20 protein-coding genes are annotated in these 21,052 nt (G+C 54.3%); 8 read left to right on the forward strand and 12 right to left on the reverse strand.

The genetic code is table 11. From position 1 onward, the window contains the following. Positions 1-357: 357 nt before the first annotated feature. Complete coding sequence (locus tag DW350_RS11120) at positions 358-2,235, reverse strand: methyl-accepting chemotaxis protein (protein WP_115718936.1); 1,878 nt, start codon at positions 2,233-2,235, stop codon at positions 358-360. Positions 2,236-2,538: 303 nt separating this feature from the next. Between DW350_RS11120 and DW350_RS11125 the strand changes: the two genes are divergently transcribed. Beyond that, positions 2,539-3,099, forward strand: a complete 561-nt coding sequence (locus DW350_RS11125; protein WP_115718937.1) for a PhnA domain-containing protein — start codon at positions 2,539-2,541, stop codon at positions 3,097-3,099. A gap of 106 nt (positions 3,100-3,205) precedes the next feature. After that, on the forward strand, positions 3,206-6,370 hold the full coding sequence (locus DW350_RS11130; RefSeq protein WP_152032971.1) for a sensor domain-containing protein: 3,165 nt from the start codon (positions 3,206-3,208) through the stop codon (positions 6,368-6,370). On the opposite strand, the gene DW350_RS11135 is transcribed toward DW350_RS11130, so the two are convergent. Further along, a complete protein-coding gene (locus DW350_RS11135) occupies positions 6,371-7,270 on the reverse strand; it encodes a LysR family transcriptional regulator (protein WP_115720623.1) in 900 nt (299 codons plus the stop codon). 102 nt (positions 7,271-7,372) lie between these two features. On the opposite strand from DW350_RS11135, the gene DW350_RS11140 reads away from it, so the two are divergent. After that, a complete protein-coding gene (locus DW350_RS11140; protein WP_115718939.1) occupies positions 7,373-8,134 on the forward strand; it encodes an SDR family NAD(P)-dependent oxidoreductase in 762 nt (253 codons plus the stop codon). A 25-nt stretch (positions 8,135-8,159) separates the two neighbouring features. On the opposite strand, the gene DW350_RS11145 is transcribed toward DW350_RS11140, so the two are convergent. From DW350_RS11145 to DW350_RS11155, 3 genes are all read right to left on the reverse strand, one after another. Next, positions 8,160-8,624: a hypothetical protein gene (locus tag DW350_RS11145; RefSeq protein WP_115718940.1), complete on the reverse strand. Its 465-nt coding sequence runs from the start codon at positions 8,622-8,624 to the stop codon at positions 8,160-8,162. 79 nt (positions 8,625-8,703) lie between these two features. Then, on the reverse strand, positions 8,704-9,105 hold the full coding sequence (locus tag DW350_RS11150; RefSeq protein WP_115718941.1) for an ABZJ_00895 family protein: 402 nt from the start codon (positions 9,103-9,105) through the stop codon (positions 8,704-8,706). Position 9,106: 1 nt separating this feature from the next. Further along, positions 9,107-9,898, reverse strand: coding sequence for a helix-turn-helix domain-containing protein (locus tag DW350_RS11155; RefSeq protein ID WP_115718942.1), 792 nt, complete (start codon positions 9,896-9,898; stop codon positions 9,107-9,109). A 107-nt stretch (positions 9,899-10,005) separates the two neighbouring features. On the opposite strand from DW350_RS11155, the gene DW350_RS11160 reads away from it, so the two are divergent. Continuing rightward, on the forward strand, positions 10,006-10,458 hold the full coding sequence (locus tag DW350_RS11160) for a carboxymuconolactone decarboxylase family protein (RefSeq protein ID WP_115718943.1): 453 nt from the start codon (positions 10,006-10,008) through the stop codon (positions 10,456-10,458). A gap of 213 nt (positions 10,459-10,671) precedes the next feature. On the opposite strand, the gene DW350_RS11165 is transcribed toward DW350_RS11160, so the two are convergent. The 3 genes from DW350_RS11165 to DW350_RS11175 all read right to left on the reverse strand — a co-directional run bounded on the left by DW350_RS11165 (position 10,672) and on the right by DW350_RS11175 (position 12,855). Beyond that, positions 10,672-11,220 (reverse strand): HdeD family acid-resistance protein, encoded by a 549-nt coding sequence (locus tag DW350_RS11165; protein WP_115718944.1) that lies wholly within the window; start codon positions 11,218-11,220, stop codon positions 10,672-10,674. Positions 11,221-11,305: 85 nt separating this feature from the next. Next, positions 11,306-11,602, reverse strand: a complete 297-nt coding sequence (locus DW350_RS11170; RefSeq protein WP_152032972.1) for a hypothetical protein — start codon at positions 11,600-11,602, stop codon at positions 11,306-11,308. A 41-nt stretch (positions 11,603-11,643) separates the two neighbouring features. Then, positions 11,644-12,855: an Aq_097 family APC-type transporter gene (locus DW350_RS11175; protein ID WP_115718946.1), complete on the reverse strand. Its 1,212-nt coding sequence runs from the start codon at positions 12,853-12,855 to the stop codon at positions 11,644-11,646. Between the two features lie 186 nt (positions 12,856-13,041). Between DW350_RS11175 and ppnP the strand changes: the two genes are divergently transcribed. After that, positions 13,042-13,323 carry a pyrimidine/purine nucleoside phosphorylase gene (gene ppnP / locus DW350_RS11180; protein WP_115718947.1) on the forward strand — a complete coding sequence of 94 codons (282 nt, stop codon included), beginning with the start codon at positions 13,042-13,044 and terminating at the stop codon, positions 13,321-13,323. 29 nt (positions 13,324-13,352) lie between these two features. On the opposite strand, the gene DW350_RS11185 is transcribed toward ppnP, so the two are convergent. After that, a complete protein-coding gene (locus DW350_RS11185) occupies positions 13,353-14,111 on the reverse strand; it encodes an IclR family transcriptional regulator (RefSeq protein WP_226911314.1) in 759 nt (252 codons plus the stop codon). Between the two features lie 112 nt (positions 14,112-14,223). Here DW350_RS11185 and DW350_RS11190 point away from each other — a divergent pair, with 112 nt between their 5' ends. From DW350_RS11190 to DW350_RS11200, 3 genes are all read left to right on the forward strand, one after another. Continuing rightward, positions 14,224-15,669, forward strand: a complete 1,446-nt coding sequence (locus tag DW350_RS11190) for an NAD-dependent succinate-semialdehyde dehydrogenase (RefSeq protein ID WP_115720624.1) — start codon at positions 14,224-14,226, stop codon at positions 15,667-15,669. 44 nt (positions 15,670-15,713) lie between these two features. Then, positions 15,714-16,880 carry an iron-containing alcohol dehydrogenase gene (locus DW350_RS11195; RefSeq protein WP_192954656.1) on the forward strand — a complete coding sequence of 389 codons (1,167 nt, stop codon included), beginning with the start codon at positions 15,714-15,716 and terminating at the stop codon, positions 16,878-16,880. Positions 16,881-17,016: 136 nt separating this feature from the next. Further along, entirely contained in the window at positions 17,017-18,414 is a 1,398-nt protein-coding gene (locus DW350_RS11200) for an MFS transporter (protein WP_226911315.1), read from the forward strand. A 23-nt stretch (positions 18,415-18,437) separates the two neighbouring features. Here DW350_RS11200 and DW350_RS11205 read toward each other — a convergent pair whose 3' ends face one another. The 3 genes from DW350_RS11205 to DW350_RS11215 form a co-directional block, all read right to left on the reverse strand. Next, positions 18,438-19,541 carry a threonine aldolase family protein gene (locus tag DW350_RS11205; protein WP_115718950.1) on the reverse strand — a complete coding sequence of 368 codons (1,104 nt, stop codon included), beginning with the start codon at positions 19,539-19,541 and terminating at the stop codon, positions 18,438-18,440. Positions 19,542-19,644: 103 nt separating this feature from the next. Further along, positions 19,645-20,337, reverse strand: a complete 693-nt coding sequence (locus DW350_RS11210; protein ID WP_115718951.1) for a hypothetical protein — start codon at positions 20,335-20,337, stop codon at positions 19,645-19,647. Positions 20,338-20,348: 11 nt separating this feature from the next. Beyond that, positions 20,349-20,966 (reverse strand): DUF2971 domain-containing protein, encoded by a 618-nt coding sequence (locus tag DW350_RS11215; protein WP_115720626.1) that lies wholly within the window; start codon positions 20,964-20,966, stop codon positions 20,349-20,351. Positions 20,967-21,052: the final 86 nt, after the last annotated feature.

A 21,052-nucleotide genomic window follows, 5' to 3' on the forward strand; every position in this document is an offset into this window, starting at 1 on the left:
CAGCGTAGCGCCGGGGTGGCCTTCTTTGGTTACTTTCTTGGCCAAGCAAGAAAGTAACGCGCCCGCCGGTGCGCAAACCGGCATATAGAACAACTCGCAAAGAAAAATGAACGTAATAAAATCAGAGGCCTATACACATTGCTCTAAGAACCAACACCCACGCTACCGCCCTTGAGTTACAGCTCCCAAATGCTGATAGCGTCCTTGTCATCACGTGGTCCAGCGCTGGAAACCACCACCCAACATAAACCTCACTTAAACAGCCTTAACCACCACAAATCAAGTCACAAATAGCAAAAATCCGGCATTGCTCCTGCCGGATTTAATTTAGAAAGCAATGACTAACAGCGCCGCCTTTTAAAAACGAAACTGCGCCATTTCACCATCCAGCTCCTCGGCCACCTTGGCAATATGCCCGGCCCCTTTGCGGGAAGCCGCCGCCATATCTGACAAGGTATCGGCAGAATGCTTAACCTGGTCGGTATTGCGGGTAATTTCCTCCGACACCTGCTTTTGCTGCTCGGCCGCAGAGGCAATTTGCACCGCCTTATCACTGATACGGGCAATGGAGGCGGTAATGCCCTCCAAGCTGTGGCTGACCGATTCAGCATCGATAACACTGCTGGATGCCAGTTCCTGGCTTTTATCCATACCCACCACCGCTTTTTGGGTACTCGATTGCAGCTGCTCAATCATTTTTTGAATTTCTTCAGTGGCATTGTGGGTGCGCTGCGACAATACCCGCACCTCATCGGCCACCACCGCAAAGCCGCGGCCCTGGTCACCGGCCCTGGCCGCCTCAATGGCGGCATTAAGGGCCAGCAAATTGGTTTGCTCGGCCACCCCCTGAATGGTGGTTAAAATGCCACTGATTTGCTCGGCATTGGCACTCAGTTCGTTAATCACCCCGGTGGAGCTTTCAATTTCTTTGGCCAGCGACAAAATGGAATTGCGGTTACGCACCACCAACTGCATGCCTTCTTTACAATCGCTATTGGAGCCATTGGCCATCTCAGCCACTTCATCGGCGTGGCGGGCAACATCGACCGCCGAAGCCGCCAGTTCGTGCATGGCGCTAACCACCGCCGTGAGTTCACTTTGCTGACGGGCAATTTCTTCGTTAACGGTTTCAACATGGCCACGGCTTTTCGCCGATTCCTGCCCCAAGCGCTTGGCGGCATCGGCCACACGCTGCATGATGGGGCCGATATGTTCAATAAAGGTATTGAAGTTACGGGCGATAAGGCCCATTTCGTCGTTGCTTTTTACCGCCAGGCGGCGGGTAAGGTCGCCCTCGCCTTTGGCGATATCGTAAAGCGCATCTGACACATCGCTTAAGGGTTTCAGTAGCCGCGTAACACCAATAACCGACAGCAACACAAAAACCACCAGCACCGAAATGCCCGCTACCAGCGAATGCACCAACAGATTGTCTAACGAGGCATAAATCTCGGCCGGGTCAACCAGGGAAATAAGATACCAGTCGCTGCCGTCCACCTTGGTGACCTTGGCCTGTTTCGGCTCACCAGCAAGGCTCACGTCGGTCAGTTTTTTGTCTGCGGCCAGGGTGCCCAAGCTGCTGGCATTAATGCCAGAAACCAAATTGTTGAAGGATTTAAGAATGCTATTGCCGTCACGATAGGCAATAACCTGGCCTTTACCGTTAACCAGCATGGCGGCGCCGTCTTTACCCAGGTTCATGTCCAGCACCGTTTTAACGATATCGGTAATAAACACATCACCGCCATAAACGCCTTTGCGGCCCGTGGCGTCTTGGCCTGGGGTGGCAACGGTTATCACCAAATTGCCGGTGCTGGCATCAATGTAGGGTTCGGTTACCGACGTAGCGCCATTTTGCTCGGCAAGCTGATACCAGGGGCGTTTACGCGGGTCGTAACCGGGGGGCGATTGCTGGTCGTCGCTATAGTTCATTTGGCCATCGCTGTAGCCGGCGTAGGTAACAGCAAAGCCGCCAGCGTCAGCGGCGAGGCCTAACTCTTTATGCAGCTGCGTGGCCGATGGGCTGGCTTTAGCCAAACTGGCAATGGTGTTGCGCTTGTTTTTCAGCCAGGTCTCAATTCTGAGCGCCGCTTGGTCGTTAATAAAAACCACCCGGCTTTGGCTTTCTTTTTGAATATTGGCGTGCAGCCGCAGATAGGTAGAAGTGGTGAGGGTCACGGTCACAATCAGCACCACAAGGCTGACAAAAGCTAACAGTTTTTTCTTCAGTGTCATGAGAACGTCCAAGTACGCATTTAACCGCTAGAGATAAAACCCGGGCCGCCACTCTTGACGGCTGCTGCCCCACAGCGCCGGTTATCCCACCTTAAAGTTACCCCTGGCTACGCCAGGCATCTTGGCCATTCTGTACCTCTAAATGGCCTTATTGGGCTTGTTATCTCAAGGATCGGCGGCAAAGCTCTACTCTTTAGCCTTGGATTTATTGATTTTTCAGAAGCTGTGACCCTTGCCTCATATAGCCACACAAAGGACAGGGGTATGTGCTATAGTCCGGCCTCATTTTTTTGGACCCGACCGATGAGCCTGGAAAATACCCTTAACGAACGCAGCCAAGGCCAGTGCGAGCTGTGCAGCAGCCAAAACGGCCTTGCCCCTTATTTAGTGCCGGCGAGCAGCCAGGATGACGCCGACGCCCATGTGTTGCTGTGCGACAAATGTTTAAGTGAAATCGAGCAGCCAGAAGACGTTAACCATTGGCGCTGCCTGAACGACAGCATGTGGAGCCAAGTGCCCGCCGTGCAGGTGTTGGCCTGGCGTCAGTTAAAGCGCCTGAGCGGCGAAGTGTGGGCTCGGGATCTGCTGGATATGCTGTATCTGGACGACGCCACCTTAAAATGGGCCGAAGCCGGTATCAGCGATGACGACAACGAGCCAACCCTCGACAGCAACGGTACTGCCCTAACCGAAGGCGATTCGGTCACCCTGATTAAAGATTTGGACGTAAAAGGCGCCGGTTTCACCGCAAAACGCGGCACCTTGGTAAAAGACATTCGCTTGACCAATAACCCCAAGCATATCGAGGGGAAAGTGAATGGCGTGCAAATAGTGCTGGTGGCTGCCTTTCTGAAAAAGGCCTAAAAAAAGCGGCGAAAAGCCGCTTTTTTCGCTTTTATTGACCCAAAGCAGGTAAAAACACCGGTTTTCCCCTACGCTAAAGGCTTATTGCTGACAGTTGGGGAATGCAGTGCCACGTTCATTTACCCCAAGGATGACCACGCATCGCTGTATCTTGGGGGCAATCTTTATCGCTTGCCTTTTCGTCAGCTTACCAAGCCTGGCTTGGCTGCCTGGCAGCATGTCGGCAGGCGAAGCCATTGCTGTATCGCCCTCCCCCGCCACCACGGTGGCCGACCCTGCTAATACCCCACAAGATAGCCGTCGCCAGTTCAGTGCCTTTTTTGTCGGCATTATTATTCTGCAAGCCTTTATTATTGCCGGTTTACTGACCTGGCGGCGCCACCAGCAAGACAAAGTGCACCAAGCCTTCTTGCTGGGTAACGTTATTAGCGCCGCCGAAGATTTTGCCATTATTAGCGTTGATACCCGCGCCCGAATAACCCTTTTTAGTAAAGGGGCCGAGAAAATGCTCGGCTACAAAGCCAGCGAAGTAAAAGGTAAACACCCGGAATACTTTCACCTGGCAAGTGAAGTAAAAGCGCGGTTAGCCCAATTTAATGAAGGGCGAGCAACGCCGCTTACCAGCGTTGAGCTGTTCGTGGAATCGGCGCGGCTGCATGGCAGTGAAACCCGCGAATGGGTGTACGTACACAAGGACGGCCATTCGTTCCCAGTTACCATTGTCGTAACCCCTATCCTGGACAATCAGCACCGCATTACCGGCTATTTGGGCATTGCCAGGGATATTTCCCACGAAAAGGCCGCCGAACTTGCCCTTCGTAAAAGTAAACAACAATACCGTTCGGTGATCAGCGCCATGAGCGAAGGCGTGGTTATGCAAGATAAAAGCGGCCATTACATTGCCACCAACCAAGCTGCCGAAAGCATTCTGGGCCTGAGCGACGAGCAAATAAAAGCTCGCTCGGCCTTTGATGACTGGCAAGCCATTGACGAAAAAGGCCAACCCTTTCCAGAGCACCTACATCCTACCAATCAAACCCTGGCCAGCGGTAAACCCATGCACAACGTGCTGATGGGCATGCCACAGCCAGACGGCCAGATGCGCTGGCTTTCCATTAATACCGAGCCGGTTTTTGAAGCTGGCGACAAGGTGCCACAAGCGGTGGTGGCCACCTTTGTCGATATTACCGAACGCAAAGCCATTGACGACAAACTGCGGCTGTCGGCCCAGGTATTTGCCAACAGTTATGAAGGCATCATGATCACCAGTGCCGAGAACCGCATTATTGAGGTCAACCCGGCCTTTACCCGCATTACTGGCTACAGCGCCGAGGAAGTGCTGGGTAAAAAGCCCAGCCTGTTGTCGTCAGGCCGCCAGGATGACGACTTTTACAAAAACATGTGGCAAGACCTGCATGAACAAGGTGTTTGGCACGGCGAAATTTGGAACCGGCGTAAATCGGGTGAGATTTATGCTGAGCTGCTGGCGTTATCAACCATTAAAGATAAACAGGGCCAGGTGATTAATTACATTGGGGTGTTCTCGGATATTAACCAGCTCAAGGCCCATGAGCGGGAACTCGACCTTATCGCCCATTACGACCCCTTGACGGGCCTGCCGAACCGGCGCTTATTAAACGACCTTCTCGACCGGCAACTGGCCTATACCCGCCGCCGCCAGCAAGGCTTTGCGGTGGTGTTTATTGATCTTGACGGTTTTAAACCGGTCAACGACCAGTTTGGCCACCAGGCCGGTGATGAATTGCTGGTCAGCATTGCCCAGCGCTTAAAGCTCGCCCTTCGCGATTGCGACGTGGTAGCACGCCTTGGCGGTGACGAATTTGTGGTATTACTCAGCGAAATAAACGCCATCAGTGATATCACCCAGTCCCTTAGCCGTATTCAAAGCGTGATTAACGAACCGGTGGCAGTAGCCAGCGGAAATGTGGTGTCGGTGTCGGCCAGTATCGGCGTGACCAGCTACCCGGAAGACGGCGCCGACCCTGAAATTTTGCTGCGCCACGCCGACCAGGCCATGTACAAGGCCAAGCAGGCCGGTAAAAACCAATACCACCTTTTTGATGCCGAGCGCGACCGCCAGGTGCAAGGTTTTCAAAACTGGCTAAGCCAGCTTGATAGCGCCATCAATAATGGCCAGCTGCATTTGTATTATCAGCCGCGGGTGGACTTACTGACCGGCAAGGTAGAAGGCTGCGAGGCATTGCTGCGTTGGCAGCACCCCATTGAAGGCTTAAAAGTACCGGGAGACTTTTTGCCGCAACTTCTTAATACCGAGTTGGCGATAAAACTGGGTAACTGGGTGCTGCGCTCTGCATTGGCGCAGCTGGCCCAGTGGCAGGCACAAGGGCTGGCCTTGAGCTTGTCGGTTAATATTAGCCACAACCACCTGTTAAGAAGCGATTTTGCTGAAACCTTAGCGGCTACTCTGGCCGAATACCCAGAGGTCGCCCCCAGTAAGTTAGAGCTAGAAATTGTCGAAGCGACAGCACTGCCCGAGCTGGAACGCATTACCACTAACCTGGCGCAAAGCCGCTTGTTAGGGGTGAAAACCGCCCTTGACGATTTTGGCACCGGCTATGCGTCGTTAACCTACATGCGCTCGCTGCCTCTAGACAGCATTAAAATCGACCAGAGCGTGGTGGCAACCATGCTTGAAGACCCTAACAACATCAGCGTGATTGAAAACGTCATTGCCATGGCCAAGGCCTTTAACCGCCAAGTGGTCGCCGAAGGGGTGGAAACTCTGCAACAAACCCGCGCGTTATTGCAGCTGGGCTGTAGCAAGGTGCAGGGCTATAACATTGCCAAACCCATGCCCGCCGATGCCCTGCCGGCCTGGCTGGCCAATTGGCAAAGCCGGCCACTGTCACCGCCAAACGTAACTGCCGCAGCAATAGAGCTGCCCCTTAATGCGGCGGCAGCTGCGCACCGCCGCTGGCTGGAAAAATGCCTGCAGTGGCTTGGCTCAAGCCACTATAACGGCGCCGAAAAGCTACCGTATTGTGGCTTAGACAAATGGCTGCAAAGCGCAGGCATGGCCCGCTACGGGCACCTGCAAGCCTTTGCCGACCTGGCGCCACAGCTGGCCAGTTGCCATGAAGCGCTAAAACAGCTGCAACTGATAAAACACCACAGCCCAGGCCCGGTAACAGCAATGGAAAGTCAGCCCTTGCAGCAGGCAGGCGAGCGCTTTTTAGCCACTCTAAACCGGCTACATCAGCAATGGGACCAAGAAAGCCAAGCCAGCTAACTAGGGCGCGTTGCTCAGTAGCTGGCTTAGCCAGTCACTAAAGACCTGCAATCTTTTACTTAAATGCCGCCGGTGTGGATAAAGCAGCCACAGCGGCATTGGCGGCGGCACATAGTCGGTCAGTATCGGAATTAACTGCTGGCTTTCGGGTAAATCGTGGTGGGCCAATCGCGGCCGCTGAATAATGCCAAGCCCGGCCAGGCAGGCTTGCAGGTAGGCCTCAGCCGAGTTCACCGTTACCCGGCTCGCCATCGGCAGCGTTTTACGTTCGCCTTGCCACTGGTATTCAAACTCCCCCTGGCTGTTATCGAGCATTTGCGTGTAATGCACCACTTGATGCTTGGCCAAATCCTCTAGGGTTTCGGGCTTACCAAAACGGGCAATATAGGCGGGGCTGGCAAAATTCATTTGCGGTATGTCCAACAGATGCCGGGCAATCACCCCTTGGTCACGTACCGGCCCGCCGCGCACCACTGCATCAAAGCCTTCAGACACCATATCAACCCGCCGATCGGTACAAGACAGCTCCACGTCCAAGCCGGGGTGGGCCTCTAAAAAAGCCGGTAAATGCGGCAATACCGGGTTTTTGGCAAGGCCGGTTGGCATATCAATGCGCAGCTTGCCGGTCAGCGCCGCTTCACTGGTTTTAAACAGACTTTCCAGCTCCTGCACTTCATCAAGCATCTGTTGGCAACGCAGGTAAAACTGCTGGCCGTCCAGCGTTAACGACACGCTACGGGTGGTGCGCTGCAACAGTCGCGCCCCCGCCCACCGCTCTAACTGCGCTACCCGGTTAGAGACATGGGTTTTCGACAGCGCCAAGTCATTGGCCGCTTGGGTAAAGCTTTGGGATTCGGCAACCCGCATAAAGATCTGCATGGCATTAAGGGGATCTTGCATCGGCATTGTCCGCTTTGAGCTAACACTGCTTGCAGTATGCCTTTATTTATCACACGAGCAACTACCAATAAGCTGACCAGCGTCAATCAGGAGGAAGTGATTATGTCTAGTAACCCTATCGTTGTTATTACCGGTGGTAGCCGCGGCCTGGGCCGCGATACCGCCTTAACCCTGGCCAAACGCAATGTTGACGTTATTTTCACCTACCACAGTAACGAAGCGGCGGCCAAAGAGACCTTGGCTGACATCGAAGGCGCCGGTGCCAAAGGTGCCTTTTTGCAACTAGATACCGGCAATACCAGCCAATTTCCGGCCTTTATTACCGAGCTTAAAGCCCTACTGGCCGACAAATGGCAAGGGCAGCCACTGACCTATCTGGTCAATAACGCCGGTACCTCTTTGCATGTGCCGATGATGGCCGGCACCGAAAGCCAGTTTGATGAAGCGATGAACGTACACGTTAAGGGCGTTTATTTTCTCACCCAAGCCCTGGTGCCGATGCTGTGTGATGGCGGCGCCATCGTGCATATTTCTAGCGGCCTAACCCGGGTCACTATTCCTGAAAGTGGCATTTACGCCGCCATGAAAGGCGCCGTTGAAGTGCTTAGTCGCTACTGGGCCAAAGAACTGGCCGAGCGGCAAATTCGCGTTAACACCCTGGCTCCAGGCGCCATTGCTACCGACTTTTCCGGCGGTATGGTGCGGGATAACGAAACGGTGCATAACATGGTGAAAAGCGTGACGGCCCTTGGCCGTGTTGGCCAGGCAACCGACATTGGCAAAGCGGTGGCGATGTTGCTGTCTGACGACAGCGGCTGGATCACCGGCCAGCGGCTGGAAGCCTCAGGCGGCTTGGTATTGTAAAAAAAGCCGGTTTAACCGGCCTTTTTTATGGCTTGAGCTTTTCAATATCCATATCGGCGCAATAGAGCGAGCGATACGGCTGCCGGCTATCAAAAGCCGGCACCAACTGCGTTAACTGCAAGCTATAACCTTGAAAATAAACCGGATTTACATCATCACTGTAAAGTAAGAACACATCTGGCGCCAAGCCGCCCTTACTGACAGACACCTTTAACTGCCCCTGGCACTGGCTGCCGGGGCCACAACGCGGGTCAACGCTGATGTCTTCAAAGCGGATGTAAAGGTCTTCCCCTTGCACTGCCACTTGCTGGCCAAGAGACACACTAAAAGGGCCAAGGGTGACTTCACTGCGGCTGGCTTTCTGACAGTCGCTAATAACCGGTGCCAAGGGTTTAGCGGCCGCGACCTTGGGTGCAGGCTCCGGCGGCGGCGTTGATGTTTGGCTACAAGCCGTCAGCAGCACGGCGGTAAAAATCAGTACAGGTTTCATAGGGCAACTCGGGTTATGCCGTTAGGTTTTAGCCTAGCCAGCAATAGCCAAGTTGCCCATATATCCACTAAAAATGCCGTTAGGCCGGGAAAGACTTCCCTAAATTACGGTGCGCTATACGCAGCGCCAAGGTCGCAAAAGTTGCAGCAACAAAAGACAGTGCCATGGTAACGGCCAGGCTCGACAGCACTACCGCCATGGCTAAACCGTGGCTTTGGATCATCATCCAGGAACCGGGAAACTGCACCAGCAAGGTAATAAAAACCGTGCCAAATACCGCTTTAATCCGCTCGTTCTTGGTAAACAAACGCCCTTCTTTGCGGCAAAAAGCGCTGCCTGCCAGTAAGGTCGCCACAAATTGCACGGCGTAAACCAACAATACATGGCCATTGAGTTTCAGCACCAAGCAAAAGCCAATAGTGATGGCTGCCAGTAGCAACAACCACATAAAAAACCGTACAAAAAAACCGGTTAGGGTCATATTAAATCCTCTGTCTTGCCCTGACATTGGCCAGGTAGTTACCGGGGGTTAAGCCAGTAACGGCTTTAAAATCATGAATAAAATGCGCCTGATCGCTATAACCGTTGGCCATGGCTACCGATGTCGCCAAAGCCCCGGCTTTAAGCTGTTGGCGGGCAACAGCCACCCGGCAAAGACGGCTGTACTGCTTGGCGCCAAGCCCCACCTGGCGTTTAAATTGGCGCTCTGTCTGGCGCAGGCTAAGGCCAATATCCCGACTTAAAGCGCCAATACTGCCCTGCCCTTGCTGGCGATGAATAGCCGCCAGCATATGTTGCACCGGCGGCGTTATCGGCGTGCCAGAGCTTAGGGCGTTTAACAGCCACGCTTCCATAACAGCTTGTTGCTGCGCCCAAGGCTCGGCCAATTGCCAGGCCAAGGCCTGATGCGTTGCCAAGGTACTCGCCGCGATACCCACACCGCTAAAGGCGCTGAGGTTATCCCCTAAAAACAGGCCGCCAACGCCCGGTAAAAAACGCACACCAAACACCTTGGTTCGGCCGGTGACGGCCAGCTGAGTGCTGGTTAATACCGGCGTACTACAAAGCGCTGCCTGTGGCAGCGGTTGGCCATTGGCCAGTAACGGCGCGCCAAAATTAAACAGCAAACCTCTGGCGCCGTCAGGGTGCAACAGCTGTGTGGGTACCTCGTCGCCAGTTTGCCACCACCAAAAACATTGCACGTAAGCAACCAGTGCCTGGCAGGGACGGCGCGCGCTAAAGCCGCTAAGGGCTGTTGAAGGTAGTGGTTTCATAGCGCGGCCAGTGTAGCGCTAAATAGCCGATGTCGAAAATCTACAATACCGGCAACGGGCGGCACCCTAGAGTGTTGGCACTCGATACAATCAATGGAGCCAAGCCGATGAGAATGAACTACCGCACCGCTTCCCCTGAGGCCTTTGCCGCCATGATGGGGTTAGGCAGCTATTTAGAAAAGCAAAGCCAAGAGCCGGACGGCATTGATAAACCGCTTTTGGAGCTTGTTAAAATTCGCGTTTCGCAGCTTAACCATTGTGCCTTTTGCCTCGACATGCACACCAAGGCCGCCAGGATGTTGGGGGAAACCGAGCAGCGCCTTTATACCTTGAGTGCGTGGCGGGAAGCGGCGCTTTTTAGTGACCGCGAAAAAGCGGCCTTGGCCTGGGCTGAGGCCAACACCTGTTTGACCCAGGGCGATGTTAGTGACGCGCTTTATCACACCTTGCGCCAGCACTTTTCGGCCAAGCAGCTAACCGACCTAACCCTGGCCATTGCTGCCATTAACGCCTGGAACCGCTTTGGCGTGAGCTTTCGTACCGAGCTTGGCAAGCTATAAAAAAGGGCCTTTTGGCCCTTATTTTTTTGCCACCGTACAAACGCGGTCGCCGTAGTAGTCGTCGGCAAAGTTACACACCAGCGCTTGTGGCGCCTGGCCGGGGAACAAACGTTTTACGAAATGGACCAGCTGGCTCATTGCTATTCTCCTTGAATTAAAGCAAGAATATAGCGATTAAAAACCGGCTTTTTAATTCATAAAAACAGATAAGCGTTATCGCGTTCCCTGCCGACGTACCAACAAGGCCATGGCCACCAAGGCCCAGCCATTAAGCAATAGCTCAAGGGCAATGAACATACCGATAACCCAAAGCCCCGATTCTGGCCAGCCGCTTAAAATCAGCAGCGCCAGCACCAGCCCCAACAGCCCACTAACAAAGGGCCAAATATATTGATGAAAAGCCCGCAAGTGAAAGGCCAGCCACAAGCGAATAACCGCGACAAAACCGATGCCAAGGGCAATAAGTAGCGTCAGTGCTGATGCTGCAGCCATGGGAGCCAACAGCAAATAAAGCCCCAGCAGCGCGTAAAGCACCCCCACCGTTACCACCAACCGGTTAGTAGGTTGTGCCCGCCGCCCCTGCAGCACTTGCAAAGCGCCACCTATCAGCAGCAGTACCCCGAAATACAACATGCTGGTCAGGGTTAAAAAGCTGGCCATACCCAGCCCAAGTACCCCAAGCACCACGAACACCAACCCCAGCCCGAGTAACCAGCGCCAGTTCAATTGCCACTGCTGAATAAAAGGCGATACCGGTAACATCCTATCCTCCTAAAGCACATGCCAAACGATGCCTAAAAAAGGCCCTTTAAATGACAAAATACGGATAACTGACAAGAGGTTAACCTTAACGGTTATCTCGCCAGCGCTGGTAGCTTAACCACCAAAATACCACCGTGACATAAGGGATAAGCAGCGCCATATAAACCAACCACCAACAGGCCACAAAAATCAGCACCAGCGATAACCACGCCACTTGCCCGTTGCAATGTAAGGCGCAGTGGTCATTGAGCTGCCAAAACAGGCTAAGCAAACCAAAGGCCAGCGGTACCGCCAGTACCGACAGCAGCACAATGCCTGCGATAAAACAGCGCAGCCCAGGCACCTTGGGATCGGGTCCAAACTGGCTTTCTCTGTTTTTCATGGTGGTCCCACTGCCGGCTTTCAAGGCCAGCGATGTTGCCGTTATGACTCTGAAGGTATGCCAAAGGCAAAAATGAGCGCGCAAAGGCATGTCAGTAGTGCAAAGCCGGCCAAATAACGCCCCCGCTTGGGCATAGCTCGGCGCTGCCAGGCCACCACAAAGGCGACGCTGCATTGCAGCATGTAAAACAGCGCAAAGGCCCGAGAGGCGTAGGCGATGATCTCATTAACGTTGGTCCGCCAAGTCAGCATCACCGTAATAATAATGATGGCCAAATAGGCGTAACGTACCGGCAGTTTTTTATGGGCAATGTCTTCAATTAACCCGCCGGCGCCGGAGGTGTCAGCCACGGCGGCGCTAAATTGACTGCCAATGGCGGCAATGGCTATCAATAACGGCAGCAAGCTTGCCACCGGCACTATCATGCTGGTGATAGCGGTGACATCGGCGGTCATTTTGCCGTGAAAAAGCACCGTTGCCAGGCCAATAAAAAGTAAATAAATGGCCGCCGACACCTGCTGCGCCGTGCGCATGGTTTTAATACGTTCATCACGGCCGTGCTGGTCTTGTAAGTAGCGGGAGGTTTCAAAGCCCTGCACCACAATCAATAGTCCCAGCAATACCCGCAGATCATGCAGGTCGATGCCGGTATCCATATTGGCCAAATGCCATTGACCACTGAAAAGCAGCTTGAGGTTATAAACTACCAGCCCCACCAGCAGCGCCGCTATCATTCCCAGGTTAAGGCTAACCGCGTAGCTTTCAACCTTCTCCAGCTCTCCCAAACCACGCCACATACCAATGCTGCCAATCACCAGCAACAACACTGTGGTAATGGCATGGGCTGCCATGACATTTTCAATACCAAAGGCCTTTAATAAAAAGGCGGCCAATAGCTGCAGGTAATAGGTAACGGAAATAAAATAGGCGCCCGCCAAGACAATGCGCGACAAAAAGGCAATGTCTTGGGCCGGGCCATGGCCGGCATTTTCGATAGGTTCAAAGTAGCGAATGTTAAAGCGAATGGCCCAGCCAACACCGTAAGCCAGCACCAGCAACACCGCCATACACCACAAGGCCAGGTTACCAACGGTAATGGCCAACAGCGGCGCACTCACTAAAAAACCACTGCCCATAATGGAAGCCAAAGGGGTAACGGTTGCTTTCCAAGAAGATGAACCCGCTAAGCGCGGTGAAAAGGCAAGGTAAGCAGCAACCGCCAAGGCGATCAGCAAAAGGACGAGGTTAAGCATCTGGCCTACTCCGTATGGCGAAGGCCCCTACTTTACCCCAGAGCGGTAAATAAATCATTGAAGTGAAAGGCTTAGCTCTGTAACAAAGCGTCTGGCGAGCACCTGAACCAAACGCCAATGGCGCTCGCAACCTAAAGCATGGCCCCCTACACTGCTTAACCACCCTCGGCTTTAAAGAGACAAGGCATGCTAAGCAGCAACGACTATTTCGACGGTAACGTTAAATCCATTGGTTTTACCAACAGTGAAGGCCGCGCCACCCTCGGCGTAATGGCGCCCGGCAGTTACCGCTTTGACACCAACCAACCGGAAGAAATGGTGGTGGTTAGCGGCGCCCTTACCGTGCTGCTGCCAGGCCAGCAACAATGGCAAGAATTCAAAGCCGGCAGCCGCTTCAATGTACCGGGCAATAGCGCCTTTGACTTAAAAATCGCCGAGGCATCTGCGTACCTTTGCCGGTATCTGTAATACCAAAAGGCCGCGCTTTGCGGCCTTTTTTAATATTGCAGCTGCCCGGCCAGTTGCACCAGCACCGCCCCAACCTGTTCTAATACCGCCGGTTTCGATTCGGCACTGGTCATCGACAAGGCAATGCCCGCCACCGGTTTACCATTGGCGTCCAATACCGGCGCCCCCAGGCACACCATGCCGTCGCGCACCTCGCCGTTATCCAGCGCAAACCCCTGCTTGAGCCAGCGCGCCACTTGCGCTTCAAAGGCATTGGCGTCTTTAACGCTGTGCTCGGTAAGGGGCTCGGCCCAGTGCTGGCGCAAAAACTGCTCGCGTTCCTGGCTGCCCATGGCGCTAAGCATGGCCTTGCCGGTGGCGGTATAAATGGCGGGCAAGCGCATCCCCAGCTGAAAGGTAAAACCGAGCGGTTTGGCAGCATTGCGACAGGCCAAATACACCACATCCCCCCCCGACAGCGCCGACAGGGTCAAGGTGTAATCGTCCAGGCGATTATCGGCTGCCAGCAGCTGATTAAACTCCCCCGCCAGGGACGAGCGGCGCATAAAGGCTGCACTCCAGCGCAGCGCCCCCGGGCCCATGTCAAAACCGCCGCCAACCGCCCGCAGCAACCCCAGTTCACACAAGGTGTCGCAGATGCCGTGCACCGAGCTTTTCGGCAGTTTTAATTGCCGCGCTAATGCTGAAACACCGGGGTTAGTATTATTTTCAGCAATAAAATCAAGAATAAGCGCTGCGCGCTCAATGGCGGGCACCAAACGTTTGGCGGTTTGCGGGGCGTCGGGCACGGGTCCTCCGGTTGACAGCATCAGCGACACTGCCGTAGTCTACATTCAATATTTAGAACAACGTTCAATATATGGAACGATGTTAACTCTGTCAAGCTCACTGGGAGGCACCATGCTCAACTTACAAGACCCGTCATTGCTAAAAACGCGCTGCTTGGTTAATGGTCACTGGGTCGGCGCCGCCTCTGGTGACAACATTGAGGTGACCAATCCGGCAGACAGTAGCGTAGTGGGCACAGTGCCTAACCTCAGCCCGGAAGAAATGCCAGATGTGATTGCCGCTTCTGCCAAAGCGCAGGCCGAGTGGGCACGCTGGGCCGCAAAAGACCGCGCCGCCGTATTGCGCCGCTGGTTTGAATTAATGCACCAGCACGCCGACGATCTGGCGCTAATTATGACCTCGGAACAAGGCAAACCCCTAAGCGAGGCCAAGGGCGAAATTCTCTACGCCGCCTCGTTTATTGAGTGGTTCGCCGAAGAGGCAAAACGCATCTACGGCGAAACCATTCCCGCCCCCAAAAACGACCAGCGCATTACGGTGCTGCGCCAACCCATTGGCGTAACGGCGGCCATTACGCCGTGGAACTTTCCGGCAGCGATGATCACCCGTAAAGCGGCGCCTGCCTTGGCGGCTGGCTGCTCGATGATAGTACGCCCGGCGGATTTAACGCCGTTATCGGCGCTGGCCCTTGGCGAACTCGCCCAGCGTGCGGGCGTTCCGGCGGGCGTGTTGCAAATAGTCACAGGCCCGGCCAAGGCAATCGGGCAAGTGCTGACCGATTCAGACACGGTGCGCAAACTGTCTTTTACCGGCTCAACCGAAGTGGGCCGCCAGCTGATGGGCCAATGCGCGCCAACCATAAAGAAGTTGTCTTTAGAGCTCGGCGGCAACGCGCCCTTTATCGTTTTCGACGATGCCGATCTCGATAAAGCCGTGGCTGGCGCCATGACGTCAAAATACCGCAATGCCGGTCAAACCTGCGTTTGCGCTAACCGTATTTTGGTGCAGCGCAGCGTCTATGATGCCTTTACCGCCAAACTGACCGAAAAAGTGAAGGCGCTAAAAGTGGGTAATGGCCTGGAAGCCGGCACCGACATTGGCCCGATGATCGAAGCCAAAGCGCTGGATAAAGTTGAAGATCACATCAAAGACGCCGTCAGCAAAGGCGCCACCTTGGTTCAAGGCGGTAAGCGTTTGGGCGGCCTTTATTTTGAGCCCGCGATACTGACCGGTGTGACCACTGACATGAAAGTCGCCCAGGAAGAAACCTTTGGCCCCATGGCGCCATTGTTCGCCTTTGATACCGAGCAAGAGGCCATTGCCATGGCCAACGACACCATTTTCGGCCTGGCCGCTTACTTTTACACCAACGACTATGGCCGTATGGTGCGGGTGTCTGAGCAGCTGGAATACGGCATGGTTGGCCATAACACCGGCCTTATTTCTAACGAAGTGGCGCCTTTTGGCGGTGTTAAACAATCTGGCCTTGGCCGCGAAGGTTCGCGCCACGGTATTGATGAGTATCTGGAACTCAAATACATCTGCAGCGCCATTTAAAGTCAGCAACTCGCTGCGGTTGCACTTTTTTACGGGAGTTCATTATGTCAGAGCCGATACGCGCTTTTAGTTTTCAGTCCCCCGGTGCCATGCATGTGGAATGGGGCGCCAATAAACGCTTGGGCGAGTTGCTTGCCGGTTGGTTCAGCCAGCGCCGCGTCTTAATTGTTACCGACAAATTTTTGCATCAAAACGGCTTGCTAGAGCCCGCCAAAGCCGCCCTTGAAAAGGCCGGCTTTGCCATTACCGTGTTTGATGATGTGGTGGCCGACCCGCCAGATAGCCTGATTCACCGCTGCACCGAAAAAGGCCAAGCCGCAGGGTGCGACCTGGTGATTGGTCTTGGCGGCGGCTCGTCCATGGACATTGCCAAGCTGGTGGCGGTCATGCTGGTGTCAGAGCAGCCACTAAGCGCCTTGTATGGCATTGGTAAGGTACAGGGCCAGCGCTTAGCACTGCTGCAAATCCCCACCACCGCTGGTACCGGCTCGGAAGTCACCAACATCACCATTCTTACCACCGGTGAAACCACCAAAATGGGGGTGGTGGCTGACCAGCTTTATGCTGACCGGGTATTGCTGGACGCCGAGCTCACCACCGGCCTGCCAGCAATGGCAACAGCGGCTACCGGTATCGATGCCATGGTGCATGCCATTGAGTCTTATACCTCGGTGCACAAAAAGAACCCGTTGTCAGACGCCTTTGCCCGCGAGGCTTTAAAACTGCTGACCCAAAACCTGGTTACCGCCTGCACCGACGGCAATAACCGCCCGGCCCGTGAGGCAATGCTGCTGGGGGCAAATCTTGCCGGCCAGGCCTTTGCCAACAGCCCGGTGGCGGCGGTTCATGCCCTGGCTTACCCCCTTGGCGGCCATTTTCACCTCTCCCACGGTTTAACCAACGCCTTGATGCTAGGGCCGGTGCTGCGCTTTAACCTGCAACAAGCAGCGCCACTTTATGCCGAACTGGCCGATGTGGTTCTCGGCCCAGGGGCCGGCGACGTGCAAAGCCGCAGCCTGGCCTTTGTGCGCTTTATGGAAAAGCTGATGGACGATTCTGGCGCCCCAAGGCGGCTTAGGGATGTCAACATTCCCAAAGACAGCCTGCCGATGCTGGCCAAAGATGCCATGGCCCAAAGCCGGTTGCTGGTCAATAACCCGGTAGCGGTAACCGAAGCCGACGCTTTAGCGCTTTATCAAGAAGCCTATTAGTTATCCCCGCTGATGGTTTGGCGGCCAAGTGCCGCCTTTTTTCGTTCGATTTTTGGCAAAAGACCGTTGCGTGGGCCTGATGCTTAGCCGTGCTAAAGTGCGTCGTTGCCTTTGCGCTGAGGAGGATCAAACCCTGATGGACAGACGTACCGCCACCGCCTTGTTAGCGGCCGGAGCCATGTTTATGGAGATCCTCGACTCTACGGTTATCACCACCGCCCTGCCGGTTATCGCCAAGAATTTTCATACCGCTGCCGCGCATTTGTCGCTGGGGGTGTCGGCTTATTTAGTGGCGTTAACCGTCTTTATTCCCATCAGTGGTTGGGCGGCTGAGCGTTTTGGCCCAATGCGGATATTTGGTTTGGCCATTGCGGTGTTTTGTTTGTCATCAGCGCTTTGCGCCCTTTGCGACAATCTCACCAGCTTTACTTTCGCCCGAATTCTGCAAGGGCTGGGCGGCGCCATGATGGTGCCAGTGGGCCGTTTGGTGGTGCTACGCAACATTCCCAAAAACGACATTGTGCGGATGACCGCCATTCTTACCTGGCCCGTGCTGGTAGCCCCGCTGTTAGGGCCGGTGGTGGGCGGCTGGATAGCCACCCACTGGAGCTGGCAGTGGATCTTTTTACTGAACCTGCCGCTGGGACTGGTGGCGCTGATTTTCGCGTTGCTGCTGATAGAACCTAGCGAGCCGACAAAGCAGCGCTTTGATACCAAAGGCTTTATTTTGAGTGGCTTGGGTTTTGGCCTCTTTATGGCCGGCATTGAAGCCTGTAGCCGCCGTGACATTTCACTGCTGCTGTCCATCGGTCTGTTGCTGGCCGGTATTTTGCTGCTGCTGGCCACCCTTTATTACTTAAAACAGGCGAAAAACCCGCTCTTTAATCTGGCGCCCTTTGCCACCCAAACCTTTATGGCCGCCGCCACCGGGGGGTCACTGTTTCGTATTGCCATTGCCGGGGTGCCTTTTGTCTTGCCGCTGATGTTTCAGCTGGGTTTTGGCTACAGCGCCGTCAAGGCCGGTTCGCTGCTGCTGTGGCTATTTGCCGGTAATCTCTGCATGAAACCGGCCACTACCTGGTTTGTGAACCGCTTTGGCTTTAAAAAAATCCTGACCATCAACGGCCTGATGGTGACCTGCGGTTTTGCGGTGATCACCCTTTTCACTCAGCACCCCCCCGAGTGGCTGGTGATACTGGTGCTGTTTGTCAGTGGCATGAACCGCTCGATGCAATTTAGCGCCTTAAACACCCTGTGCTATGCCGACATTCCCCACAGCCAGATGCGCGACGCCAATACCCTGCAATCGGTGTTGCAACAAATGAACATCGGTACCGGAATAGCGGTGGGTGCCCTGACCTTGTCTATTGCCGCCGCCATTTTGGGCATTGATACCGACGCTCTGACCCCAAAGGCGTTCCAAATTGCCTTTGCGCTGCTGGCGCTGCTGTCATTGATGGCCATTGTTGATGCGCTGCGTTTACCCAAAGACGCCGGCAGTTCGGTGCTAAAAAGCCGCGCGGCCAAGGCATAAAAAAGGCGCCTAAGGCGCCTTTTTTAGTTAGCCAATACCGCTTTGGAAAATTCGGCTAACGCATGCTGCCAGTCTTCTTTAGGCAGGGCGTCAAAGGCTTCACCGATGGTGAGTTCACACCACAGGCCATTCGCCTCAGTACGATATGGCGGCGTGATGGGCGCCAGTGAATGCTGCTGCATCCAGGCGCTGGCCTTTTCAAAAAAGGTCGCAGGCTCGGTGCTGATATGGAGCCTGAACATATTGGTTTGCGGCGTCGCCGGCCAAGTCGTCACCCCCGGTAACTGATTGAGCTTTTCTGCCAACCATTTGGCGTTATCCAGCCGCTTTGGCATTTGCGGTAAATGCTCGGCCAGCCCTTCCCGCGCCGCCACCACATAAGGCGCCAGGCTATAAAGGTTGCCGCCGCTGCGGCGTAGCCACACTTTCGCTTCGTCAATAAAGCCTTTGTCAGCCGCGAGCACTGCCCCGGCAATGCCGCCCAAGTCTTTGTAGAAACTCACGTAAACCGAGTCAAACAAGGCTGAGATCTCCGCCAGCGACTTGCCATAAGCCCCCGGGCATTGCCATAGCCGTGCGCCGTCCAGGTGCAGCCTTACGTTCTGCTCCCTCGCCCACTGGCTTTGCGCCACCAAGGCCTGCCAATCCGGCAGCTGGCCACCAATTTCACGCATCGGCAATTCCAGTATCAAGGCTGCCAGTGGTTGCTGGCTATGGGCTGCAGCCATCTCGGCCAAGGTGGGCACCTGGTCGGCATCGCCAATCAGTGCGCTGCTTAAACCATAAAGCGCCTGATAAGCATTTTGCTCATGCAGCACCAAATGGCTGGTGGGGTGCAAACCAATGTGGTTATTGCCCTGCTCTTGGCACCATATTTTCATGGCCATGCATTGCGCCATGGTGCCACTGGGCAGAAACAGCGCCGCTTCTTTACCCAATAATTGCGCCACCTGTTCTTCAAAGCCGTTAATTAGCTCGCCGCTGCCGTAAACATCAAAGCTTTCATCGGCTGAGGTGGCATCACTGAGGTACTGAAAGGTGTCTTTTAAGGAGAGTTTCTGGTTGCCTGCCAGGCGGTAGCGACAACGATTAAAAGCGGTTTTATAGGCGGCAAGGAGGTCTTTCATCACACTCTTCTTATTGGTTATAACGGCCAGTAACGGACAAATTAATGCATTTGATTATATCGAAAAAGCCAAATGCCAACTGTTAGCCAGCACCCAAAGCAGATTATTGCCTGCCTTGATAAGGGTGTTGGCGGGCGCACTGATACAGCGCCAGGTAATTGTAGATATTAAATTCCTGCGGGTCGGTATCGCTGTCCATTTGCCCAAGCGGCTGCTGCTGGCATTGCTGCTGGTACCACTGGGCGCTCTCTTCACTGCGATATTTGCTTAAAAAATAGGCCCGGGCCGCCTCGCTTTGCTGACGTTCACATTGTGCCAGCGCCGCCTTGGTGCGCGGTTTGGTGGCCACCACACACAGGGCATTGGCACCATCAACCGCCTGATAGTTTTCACGGTTAAAGGCTTTTAGCAGGCTTAAAGGAATGGCGTGCTGGTAAGTTTGCACATAATCGTCGGTGTGGCGCAGGCAAAGATAGAGGGTTTTATTACTCAAATAACCGTTTACCGGCTCCAGGGTTTTACGGCACAGGGTTTCGATATTTTTAAGGCCAGGATTTTTGTTTTCAGCGGCAAAGAAATACAGCAGTTTTTGGCTATAGGGGGCAATCAGTGCCTCGCAGCGCTGCTGCTTGTCTTTTGAAGACTGAAAAGTGCAGTAATTTTGCTGGCCGGTTCTCGCCTCGGCAATGTACTGCTGAGCCTGCTGCTCTGGCGTTAGCGGCGCCTTAGCGGTTTTTGCGCTGTGGCTGGCACAGCCACCCAGCAGTACCAACACCAATAACCAAAATGCTTTCACCCGCCGTCTCCTTAAACGAGGTCTTCAACCTTACGCCGCCAGTTGTCGTTGGAGAGCAAGGTGGTGCGATAAACCTTAAGGTGCTGACAACCGTCAATGCTTTTTAAGGTATTTTTGATGGTGGCCACCAGCGGCTCTGGCAGCCAGGGGCTCAGCACCACCCGTTCGATGGCGCTAATGGGAAAGGGCACCGCCTTTACAGCTTGCGCCGTTTTTGACTCAAAGATCACCCGAAATTCCTTTTCATCCCGGTAAGGGTAGCGCTTTAAAAACGGCACTTCCTCCAGCTGCAAGGCGTCACTGTCACGCATTTCTTTGTACTGCACCTCGCCCCAGCGTAGCCCCAGCCCCTCAAAAGCGCTGACTAAGGCGTCCCGGTGAAACCGAATACAAACCCCGGAGCTGCCGTGGGAAAAAACGCTCCAGTGGTGGTAAGTCTCGTATTTGGTGGTAAAGCACAGCGCTAACAACGTATTGAGTTGGCGCTTTTGCTTATAAATCGACATGAAGTAAACGTCGTTTTTGTCGTCCCAATGGCCCGGATCGAGCAGCACTAAACGTTGGTGGGTCAAAATATCCAGCAAGGCGGCAAGGTCGGTATATCGATGCAGTAACTTCAACGACGCCAAGGCAAAATCCTTGTTTAGCAAACAGCAAAAAAGCCACTGTAACAAAAACCTTGGCGGCTGTACGCCACCCATTTCACATGATAAAC

Source organism: Gallaecimonas mangrovi, assembly GCF_003367375.1.
GTDB classification, from domain to species: Bacteria; Pseudomonadota; Gammaproteobacteria; order Enterobacterales; family Gallaecimonadaceae; genus Gallaecimonas; species Gallaecimonas mangrovi.